Annotated in this window: 12 protein-coding genes; 7 read left to right on the top strand and 5 right to left on the bottom strand. The window is 68.2% G+C overall.

The window, feature by feature from the left end; all coding sequences use genetic code 11:
• Positions 1-42: 42 nt before the first annotated feature.
• Positions 43-1,197, top strand: a complete 1,155-nt coding sequence (locus WT26_RS17965) for a fatty acid desaturase (protein WP_069270530.1) — start codon at positions 43-45, stop codon at positions 1,195-1,197.
• Here WT26_RS17965 and fdhD read toward each other — a convergent pair.
• Positions 1,182-2,006, bottom strand: coding sequence for a formate dehydrogenase accessory sulfurtransferase FdhD (fdhD, locus tag WT26_RS17960; RefSeq protein ID WP_069273433.1), 825 nt, complete (start codon positions 2,004-2,006; stop codon positions 1,182-1,184). The genes WT26_RS17965 and fdhD overlap by 16 nt on opposite strands.
• A gap of 125 nt (positions 2,007-2,131) precedes the next feature.
• Between fdhD and WT26_RS17955 the strand changes: the two genes are divergently transcribed.
• The gene (locus WT26_RS17955) at positions 2,132-2,614 is read left to right on the top strand and encodes a nitrate reductase associated protein (RefSeq protein ID WP_069273432.1); all 483 of its coding nucleotides are present in this window, start codon (positions 2,132-2,134) and stop codon (positions 2,612-2,614) included.
• 44 nt (positions 2,615-2,658) lie between these two features.
• Here the strand turns inward: WT26_RS17955 and WT26_RS17950 are convergent, their stop codons facing one another.
• Positions 2,659-3,057, bottom strand: coding sequence for an acyl-CoA thioesterase (locus WT26_RS17950; RefSeq protein ID WP_069273431.1), 399 nt, complete (start codon positions 3,055-3,057; stop codon positions 2,659-2,661).
• A 174-nt stretch (positions 3,058-3,231) separates the two neighbouring features.
• Here WT26_RS17950 and WT26_RS17945 point away from each other — a divergent pair, with 174 nt between their 5' ends.
• Positions 3,232-5,103 carry an ABCB family ABC transporter ATP-binding protein/permease gene (locus WT26_RS17945; RefSeq protein ID WP_069273430.1) on the top strand — a complete coding sequence of 624 codons (1,872 nt, stop codon included), beginning with the start codon at positions 3,232-3,234 and terminating at the stop codon, positions 5,101-5,103.
• Between the two features lie 60 nt (positions 5,104-5,163).
• Here WT26_RS17945 and murU read toward each other — a convergent pair whose 3' ends face one another.
• The gene (gene murU / locus WT26_RS17940) at positions 5,164-5,883 is read right to left on the bottom strand and encodes an N-acetylmuramate alpha-1-phosphate uridylyltransferase MurU (RefSeq protein ID WP_069273429.1); all 720 of its coding nucleotides are present in this window, start codon (positions 5,881-5,883) and stop codon (positions 5,164-5,166) included.
• Between the two features lie 2 nt (positions 5,884-5,885).
• Entirely contained in the window at positions 5,886-6,935 is a 1,050-nt protein-coding gene (locus WT26_RS17935; RefSeq protein ID WP_059664593.1) for an aminoglycoside phosphotransferase family protein, read from the bottom strand.
• A 223-nt stretch (positions 6,936-7,158) separates the two neighbouring features.
• Here WT26_RS17935 and WT26_RS17930 point away from each other — a divergent pair, with 223 nt between their 5' ends.
• The 4 genes from WT26_RS17930 to rsmA are packed head-to-tail and all read left to right on the top strand — an operon-like array spanning position 7,159 to position 12,807.
• Positions 7,159-9,519: an LPS-assembly protein LptD gene (locus tag WT26_RS17930; protein WP_069273428.1), complete on the top strand. Its 2,361-nt coding sequence runs from the start codon at positions 7,159-7,161 to the stop codon at positions 9,517-9,519.
• 51 nt (positions 9,520-9,570) lie between these two features.
• Positions 9,571-10,929: a peptidylprolyl isomerase gene (locus WT26_RS17925; protein ID WP_059525955.1), complete on the top strand. Its 1,359-nt coding sequence runs from the start codon at positions 9,571-9,573 to the stop codon at positions 10,927-10,929.
• Positions 10,930-10,940: 11 nt separating this feature from the next.
• Positions 10,941-11,930, top strand: coding sequence for a 4-hydroxythreonine-4-phosphate dehydrogenase PdxA (gene pdxA / locus WT26_RS17920; RefSeq protein WP_069273427.1), 990 nt, complete (start codon positions 10,941-10,943; stop codon positions 11,928-11,930).
• Positions 11,931-11,979: 49 nt separating this feature from the next.
• Entirely contained in the window at positions 11,980-12,807 is an 828-nt protein-coding gene (gene rsmA / locus WT26_RS17915; protein ID WP_069273426.1) for a 16S rRNA (adenine(1518)-N(6)/adenine(1519)-N(6))-dimethyltransferase RsmA, read from the top strand.
• 64 nt (positions 12,808-12,871) lie between these two features.
• Here the strand turns inward: rsmA and WT26_RS17910 are convergent, their stop codons facing one another.
• On the bottom strand, positions 12,872-13,801 hold the full coding sequence (locus tag WT26_RS17910) for a DMT family transporter (protein WP_069273425.1): 930 nt from the start codon (positions 13,799-13,801) through the stop codon (positions 12,872-12,874).
• Positions 13,802-13,905 lie beyond the last annotated feature (104 nt).

The raw sequence follows: 13,905 nt of genomic DNA, 5'->3' as shown, positions 1-13,905 counted from the left end.
GTTTTCTCTCGGGGGCGCGCGGTCTGCGCGCCTTTCTGCATCATGGCCAATAACGATTCCCAGACACCCGTTCGCGCCGACGCGCCGATGCCGCATCGCAAGGTCATCCGCTCGTGGCTCGTGCCGTTCGCCGCGCGCGAGATCGTGCGCCCGATCCTCCTGCTCGTGCTCGACTACCTGCTGCTGTTCGCGGCGTTCGCGGGCGCGCTGCTGATCCCGTCGATCGTCGGCAAGGTCGTCTGCGGGATGGCGGCCGGCTTCATCACCGGGCGGCTCTTCATCATCGGGCACGATGCGTGCCACCAGAGCCTGACGCCCAACCGCCGGCTGAACCGCTGGCTCGGCCGCATCGCGTTCCTGCCGTCGCTGACGCCGTACAGCCTGTGGGAAGTCGGGCACAACGTGGTGCACCACGGCTACACGAACCTGAAGGGCTTCGATTTCGTGTGGGCGCCGCATACGCCGGCCGAATACGCGGCGCTGTCGCCGACGCGCCGGCTGCTGGACCGCATCTACCGAAGCGGCTGGGCGCCGGGGCTCTACTATTTCGTCGAGATCTGGTGGCTGCGGATGTATTTCCCGACCAAGCGCTATATCGGCGCGTCGCGGCCCGTGTTCAGCCGCGACTGCCTGCTGGTGACCGGCTTCGCGGCCGTGTGGATCGCCGCCGTCGTGTGGGTCGCGCTGGCGACGCAGCAGCCCGTCGCGCTGCTGCTCGCGACCGGCGTGCTCGTGCCGTTCCTGTTCTGGTGCTCGATGATCGGGTTCGTCGTGTACGTCCACCATACCGATCCGCGCATCGCGTGGCATGCGAACCGGGCCGAATGGTCGAACGCCGCGCCGTTCGTGTCGACCACGCTGCACCTGACGTTCCCGTTCGGCATCGGCGGCCTGCTGCATCACATCATGGAGCACACGGCCCACCACGTCGACATGAGCGTGCCGCTGTACCGGCTCAAGCCGGCGCAGGCGAAGCTGGAGGACATGCTGCCCGGGCGCATCGTCGTGCAGCGCTTCAGCTGGCGCTGGTATTTCGACACGGCCCGCCGCTGCAAGCTCTACGACACCGATCGCAAGCTCTGGACCGACTACGTCGGCAACCTGACGAGCGAGCCGGCGCAGGAGCCGCTGACGCCGGCCGCCGTGCCGGAGCCGGCGGGCGCGGCGGGCGCCGCGCGCCCTCACGCCGTGTCGTAATCCACGTAGCCTGTCTCGCGGCAGAAGCTGACGAGCCGCAAGCCGGCCGCCTTCGCGATCTCGATCGCGAGCGACGACGGCGCGGAGATCGTCGCCACCAGCGGGATGCCGACCCGTGCGGCCTTGCGCACGAGCTCGTAGCTCGCGCGGCTCGACAGGAACACGAAGCCGTCGGTCGCGTCGGCGCGCGACAGCACGAGCGAGCCGATCAGCTTGTCGAGCGCGTTGTGGCGGCCGACGTCCTCGAACGCCATCCGGATCGCGCCTGTTGCGTCGCACCACGCGGCCGCATGCAGGCCGCCCGTGAGCCGCGTGAGCGCCTGATGGGCCGGCAGCGCCTGCGCCGCGCGCGTCAGCGCGTCGGGGGCGAGGCGCGCGAGAAAGCCCGTATCGGGCACAGGTTCGGGCGCGAGGTCGAGCAGGTCGATGCTTTCGATCCCGCATACGCCGCAGCCGGTGCGCCCCGCGAGCGCGCGGCGCCGGTCCTTCAGCGCGGCGAACGCCTGCTGGACGACCTCCAGGTGGACTTCCGCATGCGGCAGCGGTGCGTCGGCGTGCAGGATCACCTCGATGTCCTTGATGTCGCTGCCGCGCGCGACGATCCCTTCCGAGATCGCGAAACCGACCGCGAACGCTTCGAGGTCGCACGGCGTACACATCATCACCGCGTGCGAGATGCCGTTGAAGACGAGTGCGACGGGCCATTCCTGGCCCACGTAGTCGTGCGCGGTTTCGACGGCGCCGCCGCGCGTGCGGCGCACGGACAGTTCGATCGCGCCGCGCGGTTCGGCGGATTCGGTCGGATTCACTGAGACTCCCGTACGGTTGACTGGCGCGGGGCAGGACGACGATCGCTTCCGCCGTTCGTGCGCAGAGGTTCTAAAATACCCCAGGCAAGCCGGCCGCGCCGGCATCCGCCACTTCGGGTAATGCCATGGGACTTAGCGACGTACCGTTGCTCTTCAATTTCGAACGCGAATCGTCGGAAAACTTCACGTACATCCCGATGATCGTGCGTTTCAATCTCGACCGTTTCGGTCTGCGGATTTCGCTGGAGCAGTGGCAACTGCTGCCGCTCGAGGACCGCAAGCTGCTCGCACGCTTTCCGGCCGACGACGACACCGCGATCGAGCCCAACTTCGATCACGCGCTGTTCGAAATGCTGCGCACGCACGCGGATCTGGAACCCTCGTGGTTCCAGCCCGACGAGCAGCCGGCCTGGCGTGCCACCGACATCGTGCCGGAGTCGCTCGTGCAGCAGAGCGCGCTGGCCGGGCTGACGGCGCCCGAGCTCGCGCAGTGGCAGCGGCTTGCGCCGTTCCAGCGCTACGTGCTGGTGAAGCTGTCGCGCAAGCCGAAGCTGAACCACGATTTCCTGCCCGCGATGCGGGAGTTCGGGCTGACGGCCACGCACTGAGGCGGCGGCCGACGCGTGTCATGCCGCGCCAAGGCGCGGCACGCTCATTCGAGCGGCGGCAGTTGCCGCGGCTTGCGATCGGGGCCGGTCGCGACGTAGGTGAGCGTCGCTTCGGTGACCTTCACGACTTCACCCATCAGGCGCATGCGCTGCGCGTACACCTCGACGTCGACCGTGATCGACGTGTTGCCGGTGCGCGTGATGGTCGCGTAGAAGCTCAGCAGGTCGCCGACGAACACCGGCTGCTTGAACACGAACGAGTTGACCGCGACCGTCGCGACGCGACCGTTCGCGCGCTGGCTCGCGGGGATCGAGCCGGCGATGTCGACCTGCGACATGATCCAGCCGCCGAATACGTCGCCGTGGACGTTCGCGTCGTGCGGTTGCGGGACGACGCGCAGCGCGGGCTGTTTTTGCGGGAGGGCGAGCGGGGAGTCGGTCATGGCGATGCTTTCATCCTGTAATAAAACGCACCGGCCTGCGCGCGCGGCCGGCGAGGGCGCCGGCAGCGGCGCGAAGCGGCTTCTGCGACAATACAACGTTCGCAAATTGTACGAGAAAGTGAGCGAGCCGGCGGCCGTCGAGCACGGCCCGCACTGCCGAGCTCCCCGTCCCCCATGCGCCGATTTCCTGCTTCCGGCGAGCCCGCGCCGGCTTCGACCGGGCCCCGCAACGACTGGCAGACCATCCGGTCGCTGCTGCCGTACCTGACCACCTACAAATGGCGCGTCGCGCTCGCGCTCGGCTGCCTGATCGGCGCGAAGGTCGCGAACCTCGGCGTGCCGGTCGTGATGAAGCGCATCGTCGACCACCTGTCGTACGTCCAGCAGATCACCGCGCTCGGCCGCGCCGAACAGTCGGCCGGCATCGTGCTCGCGGGCGGCGTGGGGCTGCTGGTCGTCGCGTATGCGCTCGTGCGGCTGTCGACGTCGCTGTTCACCGAGCTGCGCGAAATCCTGTTCTCGAAGGTCACCGAGAGCGCGGTGCGCCAGCTCGCGCTGCAGGTGTTCCGGCACCTGCACGGGCTGTCGCTGCGGTTTCACCTGGAACGCCAGACGGGCGGCATGTCGCGCGACATCGAGCGCGGTACGCGCGGCATCCAGCAGCTGATTTCGTATTCGCTGTACAGCATCCTGCCGACGCTCGTCGAGGTCGGGCTCGTGCTCGGCTTCTTCGTGGTCAAGTACGAGGCCTATTACGCGTACGTGACGTTCGCGGCGCTGGTCACGTACATCGTGTTCACGGTGAAGGTCACCAACTGGCGCACGCATTTCCGCCGCACGATGAACGAACTCGATTCGCGTGCGAATTCGCGCGCGATCGATTCGCTGATCAACTACGAGACGGTCAAGTATTTCGGCAACGAGGAGTGGGAAGCGCAGCGCTACGACGAGAACCTGAAGCGCTACCGGAAGGCCGCGATCCGTTCGCAGAATTCGCTGTCGGTGCTGAACTTCGGCCAGCAGGCGATCATCGGCACGGGGCTCGTGTTCATCCTGTGGCGCGCGACGCAGGGCGTGCTCGCGGGCAAGCTGACGCTCGGCGATCTCGTGCTGATCAACACGTTCATGCTGCAGCTGTACATTCCGCTGAACTTTCTCGGCGTCGTCTATCGCGAGCTGAAGCAAAGCCTGACCGACATGGACCGGATGTTCGGGCTGCTGTCGGCCGCGAAGGAAGTGGCCGACCTGCCCGATGCACGGCCGCTCGCGGTCGCCGGCGCGCAGGTGCGCTTCGAGCACGTGAATTTCGCGTACGAGGCGTCGCGGCCGATCCTGCACGACGTGTCCTTCACGATCGACGCGGGCACGACGACTGCCGTGGTCGGCCACAGCGGCTCCGGGAAGTCGACGCTGTCGCGGCTGCTGTTCCGCTTCTACGATCTCGACCGGCAGGCGGGCGGCGCGATCCGGATCGACGGCCAGGACATCCGCGACGTCACGCAGGACTCGCTGCGTGCGTCGATCGGGATCGTGCCGCAGGACACCGTGCTGTTCAACGACTCGATCTACTACAACATCGCGTACGGCCGGCCGAGCGCGACCCGCGACGAGGTGATCGCGGCCGCGCGCGCAGCGCACATCCACGATTTCATCGAAAGCTTGCCGAAGGGTTATGACACGCCGGTCGGCGAGCGCGGGTTGAAGCTGTCGGGCGGCGAGAAGCAGCGTGTCGCGATCGCGCGCACGCTGTTGAAGGATCCGCCGGTGCTGCTGTTCGACGAGGCGACTTCGGCGCTCGATTCGCGCTCGGAGCGGGCGATCCAGCACGAGCTCGACCAGATCGCGCGGCATCGCACGACGCTCGTGATCGCGCACCGGCTGTCGACGGTCGTGCACGCGCAGCAGATCCTCGTGATGGATCACGGGCGGATCGTCGAGCGCGGCACGCACGACGAACTCGTGCGCGCCGACGGGTTGTATGCGCAGATGTGGGCGCTGCAGCAGCAGCGCGCGGCGGCGGGCGGGGAAGAGGCCGAGGAGGTTTGAGCGGCTCGGGCGGCTTGGGCGGCTTGCGCAGCGCAAAGGCCCCGCCCGGCCCGTTCGCGATCAGCCCGCGGCGCGCAGCCGCGCGTCGAGCTCGCCGAGCTGCGCGGGCGTGCCGACGTTCTCCCAAATACCTTCGTACAGTTCGCCGCTCGCGCGGCCGGCTTCGATCGCCGCGCGATAGTACGGCGTCAGCGCGCGCCGCGTGCCGGGCGCGAGATCGCGGAACATCCGCGTGTCGTACAGGCCGATGTTGCCGAACGTAAAGCGCGCGGCGCCGTCGAGCGCCAGGCGGCCGTCGTCGCCGAGCGCGAAGTCGCCGGCCGGGTGGAACGGCGGGTTCGGTACCATCACGAGGTGCATCGCAGGCGCGTCGAGCGCGGCCATCCGGGCGGCGCGCGGCGCGAGCGTCCGGTAGTCGAACGCGCAGTACACGTCGCCGCTGACCGCCGCGAACACGGCCGGTCGTCCGTCGCGCTCGAGCAGCGGCAACGCCTGTGCGATGCCGCCCGCGGTTTCCAGTGCCTCGCCTTCGGCCGAATACACGAGCCGCACGCCCCAGCGCGACCCGTCGCCGAGTGCGGCCTCGATCTGTTCGCCGAGCCACGCGTGGTTGATCACGATCGTCTCGATACCCGCGCGTGCGAGCGCTTCGATCTGCCACACGATCAGCGGCTTGCCGCCCGCTTCGAGGAGCGGCTTCGGGCGGGTGTCGGTGAGCGGGCGCATCCGTTCGCCGCGCCCGGCGGCGAAGATCATCGCTGTGGTGAGGGATGGGCTCATCTTCAGAACGTATAGCCGACGTCGGCCGGCGCGTTGCCCTCGAGCTCGTCGAGCAGCTTCGCGAACGGCACGAGCGGGCGGTAGCGCAGCGCGACCTTGCGCGCATACGCGATGAAGCGCGGCAGGTCGTCCAGGTAATGGGGCTTGCCGTCGCGGTAATTGATGCGCGCGAACAGGCCGAGCACCTTGATGTGGCGCTGCAGCCCCATCCATTCGAGCTGGCGGTAGAACTCGCCGAAATCGGGATCGACCGGCAGCCCGGCCTTTTTCGCCTTTTCCCAGTAGTACGCGAAGCAGTCGAGCTCGAACGCCTCGTCCCAGCTGATGAAGGCGTCGCGCAGCAGCGACACGACGTCGTACGTCAGCGGCCCGTAGACGGCGTCCTGGAAGTCGAGGATGCCCGGGTTCGGCTCGCACACCATCAGGTTGCGCGGCATGAAGTCGCGCAGCATGAAACCCTGCGGCTGCGCGTGGGCGCTCGCGACCAGCAGCGCGAAGGTGCGGTCGAGCGTGCCGCGCATCGCGTCGGTGACGGGCTTGCCGAGATGGCGGCCGACGAACCATTCGGGCATCAGCTCCATCTCGCGGCGCAGGAACGCCTCGTCGAACGGCGGCAGCACGTCGGGTTTCGACGTGAGCTGGAAGCGGATCAGTGCGTCGAGCGCTTCGCGCATCAGCGGTTTCGCGGCGGCCGGGTCGGCCGGATCGAGCACCGAGATGTACGACGTGCGGCCGAGATCGGTCACGAGCATGAAACCGGCGTCGAAATCGTGGGCCAGCACGTCCGGCACGTGGTCGCCGGCCGCGGCGAGCAGCTGCGCGACCTGGACGAACTCGCGGCACTTCTCGGGCGGCGGCGCGTCGACGACGATCAGCGTGCCGCCGGCGCGCGTGGCCGACGCAATCCGGAAATAGCGGCGGAAACTGGCGTCCGACGAGGCGGGCGCGAGGGTCGACAGGTCAAGCGCATAGCGCTCGGCGAGCGGGTGCAGCCACGCGGTGAGCGCTTCGAGGCGGGCGTCGGGCTGGGATGCGGCGGATGGGGGCGTCATGAAACTCGGAGGAGGGGGGAACGTCTTGCCATATAATACCCCACGACTTTTTTGACGCGCCCCGCGTCAGCTTTCCGCCGTGCAGGCCCGCCGCCTGTCGCGCCGCCACCCGATCGCCTCCCCGGTTTGCGCTCAGCCGCAGTCGCGGTGCGACGGCGCGGCCCGCCGTGTGCGAATCTGCCGCGACGGCGCGGTTGACAAGGGGCGATTCGCCAAACGATAGATGCCGCCCAAACCGCTATTCCCGAATGTTTTCCCCGGTGACGGGGTGCCGCGCAAACGGCGGATCGCGCTCGCGCTCCTGGCCGTGCCCGGCCTCGTGCCGGCCGTGTCGTACGCGCAGCTGTCGGGCGCGGCCGCGCAGCCGCAGCCGCTCGACTCGCCGTGGGATCTGCGTCTCGCGCCCCAGCTCGAGGATCGTCCGCTGAAGGAGGGCGCGAAGCCGGCCGCCTTCGTGATCGCCGACCACACGAGCGGTACGGCCGAGCAGGATCTCGCCGCCAAGGGTTCGGCCGAGCTGCGGCGCGGTGACGCCGTCGTGAAGGCCGACGCGATCCACTACGATCAGGATACCGACATGGCCGATGCGTACGGCCAGGTCAGGGTGATCAATTCCGGCACGTCGTTCGCGGGCCCCGAGGCGCACCTGAAGATCGAGGCGAACCAGGGCTTCATGACGGCGCCGAAGTATCACTTCAACGTGACGGGCGGCTCGGGCAGCGCGGAGCGTGTCGACATGGTCGACAACGAGCGCTCGGTGTTCGTCAACGGTACCTATACCGCGTGCCAGTGCTCGACGAACCCCGCGTGGTACATCAAGGGCAGCCGCTTCGACTTCGATACGGGCGCCGACGAAGGCACCGCGCGCAACGGCGTGCTGTTCTTCCAGGGCGTGCCGATCTTCGCGAGCCCGTGGATGACGTTCCCGCTGTCGGGCGAGCGGCGCAGCGGCCTGCTGCCGCCGACGTTCTCGGTGAACTCGAGCAACGGCTTCGAGCTGACGCTGCCGTACTACTTCAACATCGCGCCGAACCGCGACCTGACGCTCACGCCGCGCATCATCTCGCGGCGCGGCGTGATGACCGAGGCGACGTTCCGCTACCTGTCGCCGTCGTATTCGGGCACGTTCACGGCCAATTACCTGCCGGATGACCGGCTCGAGCACCGCAACCGCTACGCGATCTTCTGGCAGCACCAGCAGAACTTCGGCGGCGGCTTCGGCGGCTACGTCTACTACAACAAGGTCTCGGACAATCTGTATCCCGAGCAACTGGGTTCGTCGAACCAGTTCATCAACGGGACGCAGACGCTGTACCAGCAGGAAGCGGGCCTCACGTACAACAACGGCCCGTGGTCGGTGCTCGCGCGCTACCAGCACTGGCAGACGCTGCCGCCGTCGATCGCGCCGTACAGCCGCGAGCCGCAGTTGAACGTGAAGTACACGAAGTACAACGTGGGCGGCTTCGACTTCGGCGCGGAAGCCGACTATTCGCGCTTCCGCATCACGACGGCCGACGCGACCGAAGGCGACCGGGTCGTCTTCAATCCGTACATTTCGTACGGCGTGTACGGTCCCGGCTACTTCGTCGTGCCGAAGGTCCAGTACCACCTCGCGTCGTACGACCTGAACTACCTGTCGTCGAAAACGCCGAACAGCCCGAAGCGCTTCACCGAGTCGATCCCGACCGTGAGCTTCGATTCGGGCCTGATCTTCGACCGCTCGGTGCGCCTGTTCGGCCAGGATTTCATCCAGACCCTCGAGCCGCGCCTGTACTACGTGTACACGCCGTATCGCGACCAGTCGAACGCGCCGCTGTTCGACACCGCGGAATCGGACTTCGGCCTCGCGGAGATCTACCAGCCGAACACGTTCGTCGGCAACGACCGGATCGCCGATGCGAACCGCATCACGGCCGGCCTGACGTCGCGCTTCATCGATCCGCGCACCGGCGACGAGCGTGCGCGTTTCGTGATCGCGCAGCAGTACTACTTCGCCGATCAGCGCGTCACGCTGAATGCCGGGCAGAGTGCGGTGCTGGCGCGCCACTCGGATCTGATCGTCGGGGCCGCGCTGAAGCTCGGCTCGGGGTTCATGTCCGAGACGGCGTTCCAGTACAACCAGAACAACAACCAGCTCGTGAAGTCGAGCGTCGGTTTCGGCTACAGCCCGGGCGAGCGCCGCGTGATCAACGTCGGCTACCGCTATACGCGTGCGAACACCACGCTCGACAACCAGCCGATCAACCAGTTCCTGGTGTCCGCGCAATGGCCGCTCACGCGCCGCCTGTATGCGATCGGCCGCTTCAACTACGATCTCGCCGGCGATCGCGTGGTCGACGGTCTGGTCGGCTTACAATACGACGCGGATTGCTGGGCGCTCGGGGTCGGGGTGCAGCGGGCGGCGAACGGCATCAATTCGTCCGGACAGCAGAATTCGTCGACGCGCTTCATGATGCAGCTCACGCTCAAGGGCCTGTCGACCGTCGACAACGGCCTCGTGTCCGCGTTCCGTGCCGGGGTGCCGGGCTACACGCCGCTGCCGCCGCCGCCGCCGCCGATGTCCCGCTTCAGCAACTACGAGTAACGCCGGCTTGTCTGCACCGGTCAGCACGATTTCAATGGAGTTCCAGTGGCAATGAAGAAAACCCTTCGTTTCGCGGCAGTCGTGTCCAGTCTCGCTGCGGCCGCCGCGCTGCTCGCCTCCGCGCCGGCCGCGGCGCAGGCGCTCGGTTCGCAAGGTGCGCAGCTCGCCGACGAAGTCGTCGCGGTCGTCAACAACGACGTGATCACGGGCCGCGAACTCGACCAGCGTGCCGGCCTGATCGCGCGCCGGCTGCAGCAGCAGAACGCCCCCGTGCCGCCGACCGACCAGTTGCGCGCGCAGGTGCTGAACCAGATGGTGCTCGAGCGTATCCAGGTGCAGAAGGCCAAGGACGACGGGATCCGCATCGACGACGCGACGGTACAGTCCACGCTGCAGCGCCTCGCGCAGGCGAACGGCATGACGCTCGACCAGTACCGCGCGCGTCTCGAGGCGCAAGGCGTGCCCTGGAGCATCTTCACGAGCGATGCGCGCACCGAACTGATGCTGTCGAAGCTGCGCGAGCGCGAGGTCGACGGCAAGATCACGGTGTCGGACGCCGAGGTCGCGAACTACATCGCGAGCCAGCGCGGGCCGAACGCGTCGCAGCAGCAGGACCTGCGCTTCCAGCACATCTTCATCAAGGCGCCGACCAACGCGCCGCAGGCCGACATCGAAGCCGCGCAGAAGAAGGCCGACGCGTTGCTGCAGCAGGCGAAGTCGGGGGCCGATTTCGAGAAGCTCGCGAAGAACAATTCGGAAGCGAACGACGCGAAGAAGGGCGGCGACCTCGGCTTCAAGTCGCCGAGCGCGCTGCCGGCCGACGTCGTCGACGCCGCATCGAAGCTGCGCCCGGGCCAGGTCAACCCGACGCTGATCCGCGTGCCGGACGGCTTCGAGATCGTGCGTCTCGTCGATCGTCGCCAGAGCCAGGGCGCGTCGGCCGCGGCACCGAAGATCGTCCAGACGCACGTGCGCCACATCCTGTTGCGCGTGGGCGAAGGCAAGTCCGAAGGCCAGGCGCGCCAGCAACTGGCCGACATCCGCAACCAGGTCGAGGCCGGCGGCGATTTCGCGAAGTTCGCGCGCACGTATTCGCAGGACGGTTCGGCGTCGCAGGGCGGCGATCTCGGCTGGATCAGCCCCGGCGAGACCGTGCCGGAATTCGAGCGCGCGATGAACAGCCTGCAGGACGGCCAGATCAGCCAGCCGATCCGTACCGAGTACGGTTATCACCTGATCCAGGTGCTGAGCCGCCGCGAAGCGGAAGGTTCGGTGCAGCAGCAGATGGATATCGCGCGTCAGGCGATCGGCCAGCGCAAGGCCGAGCAGGCGTATGCCGACTGGCTGCGCGAGCTGCGCGATTCGTCGTACGTGCAGTACAAGATCGGCGGCGTCGGCCCGGCGAACTGAGCGAGCTTCCGATGACCACGCCCGCGCTGCAGATCGCGATCACGACCGGCGAACCCGCGGGGGTCGGCCCGGAACTGACCGTGCAGGCGCTGCGTGATGCCGCGCAGCGCTGGCCCGACGCGCATTTCACCGTGCTGGGCGATGCGGCGCTGCTCGACGCGCGTGCGGCGGCCGTCGGCGTGGACTGGGCGGCGCTCGTCGCGGCGGGGCAGGTTGCCGTCGCGCACCGCCCGCTCGCCGTGCCCGCGCAGGCGGGCAGGCTGGACGCGGCGAACGGCCCTTACGTGCTCGGGCTGCTCGACGCGGCGATCGACGGCGCGCTGGCAGGCCGGTACGACGCGATCGTCACCGCGCCGTTGCAGAAGAGCACGATCAACGATGCGGGCGTGCCGTTCACCGGCCATACCGAATACCTGGCGGAGCGTACGCATACGCCGCGTGTCGTGATGATGCTGGCCGGTACCGGCCACCGGCCGCTGCGCGTGGCGCTCGCGACCACCCATTTGCCGCTGAAGGACGTGTCGGCCGCACTGACGGTCGACGGGCTCGTCGAGACGCTCGCGATCATCGATCGCGACCTGCGGTGCGACTTCGGTCTGGCCGCGCCGCGCATTCTCGTGACGGGCCTGAACCCGCACGCGGGCGAGAACGGTTATCTCGGCCGCGAGGAGATCGACGTGATCTCGCCGGCACTGGCCCGCGCGAACGCGCAGGGCATCGACGCGCGCGGCCCGTATCCGGCCGACACGCTGTTCCAGCCGCGCCACCTCGCCGATGCCGATTGCGTGCTCGCGATGTTCCATGACCAGGGCCTGCCCGTGCTGAAGTATGCGACGTTCGGCGAGGGCATCAACGTGACACTCGGGCTGCCGATCATCCGTACGTCGGTCGATCACGGCACGGCACTCGATCTGGCCGGCACGGGCCGCGCGGATCCGGGCAGCATGATCGCCGCGCTCGACACGGCCGTCACGATGGCGCGCCATCGCCGCACCGCCTGACGCGGCCCGGCTTTACCTCATTCGTCGTATTTTTCGTTTTACTCAGTCGATGTCGAACAGCAGACAGCACCAAGGCCATTTCGCGCGCAAGCGCTTCGGGCAGAACTTCCTCGTCGATCACGGCGTGATCGACTCGATCGTCGCAACGATCGGCCCCGCGCGCGGCCAGCGCATGGTCGAGATCGGCCCCGGGCTCGGCGCACTGACCGGGCCGCTGATCGAGCGCCTCGCGACGCCCGAGTCGCCGCTGCATGCGGTCGAGCTCGACCGCGACCTGATCGGGCGCCTGCAGCAACGTTTCGGCGCGCTGCTCGAGCTGCACGCTGGCGACGCGCTCGCGTTCGATTTCCGTTCGCTCGCGGCACCCGGCGACAAGCCGTCGCTGCGGATCGTCGGCAACCTGCCGTACAACATCTCCAGCCCGCTGCTGTTTCACCTGATGACGTTCGCCGACGCGGTCATCGACCAGCACTTCATGCTGCAGAACGAAGTCGTCGAACGGATGGTCGCGGAGCCGGGCACGAAGGCGTTTTCGCGTCTGTCGGTGATGCTGCAGTACCGCTACGTGATGGAAAAAATGCTCGACGTGCCGCCGGAATCGTTCCAGCCGCCGCCGAAGGTCGATTCGGCGATCGTCCGGATGATTCCGTACGAGCCGCACGAACTGCCGGATGTCGATCCGGTGTTGCTCGGCGAGGTCGTTACCGCCGCGTTCTCGCAGCGCCGCAAGATGCTGCGCAATACGCTCGGCGACTATCGCGAGACGATCGATTTCGATGCGCTCGGCTTCGATCTCGCGCGCCGTGCGGAGGATGTGAGCGTGGCCGAATACGTCGGCGTGGCGCAGGCGCTTGCGGCGGCGCGCAAGGCCGGGTGACGCGCGCGGCGCTGACGCCGGAAACGCACGCTGATCTCCGAGGCTGCCCCGAGGGCAGCCTTTTTCAATTGCGCGCGGGCGCGTTGACGAGCGCGATGCCCGTCAGCACGAGCGCGGCCGCCGACATGAAGCGCCAGCCGACCGATTCGCCGAGCAGCAGCACGCCGAACGCGACGCCGAACAGCGGCGACAGGAACGTGAAGACGGACAGCCGCGATGCGCTGTAGCGCGTCAGCAGCCAGAACCACGACAGGTAGCTGACGAACGCGACGATCACCGACTGGTACGCGAGGCTGGCCACCGCGACCGGCGTGACGTGCGCGAACGTGGCCTGGCCGAGCAGCGCCGCGAGCGCGAGCAGCATCGCGGCCGATACCGCGAGCTGGTAGAACAGCGTCTTGCTCGCGCTCGCCCGTGCGAGCGCCGTCGAGCGCACGACGACGGTCGTCGCGGCCCACATCGCGCCGCCGAGGATCCCGAGCGCGTCGCCGGCGAGCCCGGCCAGCACGGATGCGCCGGGCGCGCGCGGCTTCAGGAAACCGTCCGCGAACGCGAGCGCGATGCCGGCGAATGCCAGGCCGACGCCGGCCCACTGCGTGCGCTGCAGCCGTTCGCCGGGTGCGAACAGGTGCAGGCCGAGCGCGGTGAAGCACGGCGCCGTGTACAGGAAGATCGCCATGTGCGACGCGCTCGTCAACGTCAGCCCGAAGAACACGCAGATGAATTCGCCGGCGAACAGCGCGCCGGCCGCGACGCCCGCGCCGAACGTGCCGTCCGCCTGAAACAGCGGCGTCCCGCGCGAGCGGGCCCAACCCCACAGCAGTGCCGCCGCGATCACCGAGCGCAGCCCGGCCTGGAACATCGGCGCGATCGCGGCGTTCGTGCTCTTGATCGCGACCTGCTGGAAGCCCCAGATCGCGCACAGCAGCAGCATCAGGCCGACGGCGCGCAGGTCGAGCGCGCGGCGCACGGGGACGGCGGCGAGCGTAGTCATCGGCGGACCTCGCCGGAGCGGGAGGGCGGGCGGCTGGCGCGTGCGGCGCGCTCGAATCGGTGGTGGTGCACGGCGGTCTGGCGGTTGGCTGAGGTGGGCAGGTG

The organism is Burkholderia cepacia (assembly GCF_001718835.1).
GTDB lineage: Bacteria > Pseudomonadota > Gammaproteobacteria > Burkholderiales > Burkholderiaceae > Burkholderia > Burkholderia cepacia_F.
This window is presented reverse-complemented; position numbering and strand designations above follow the sequence as displayed.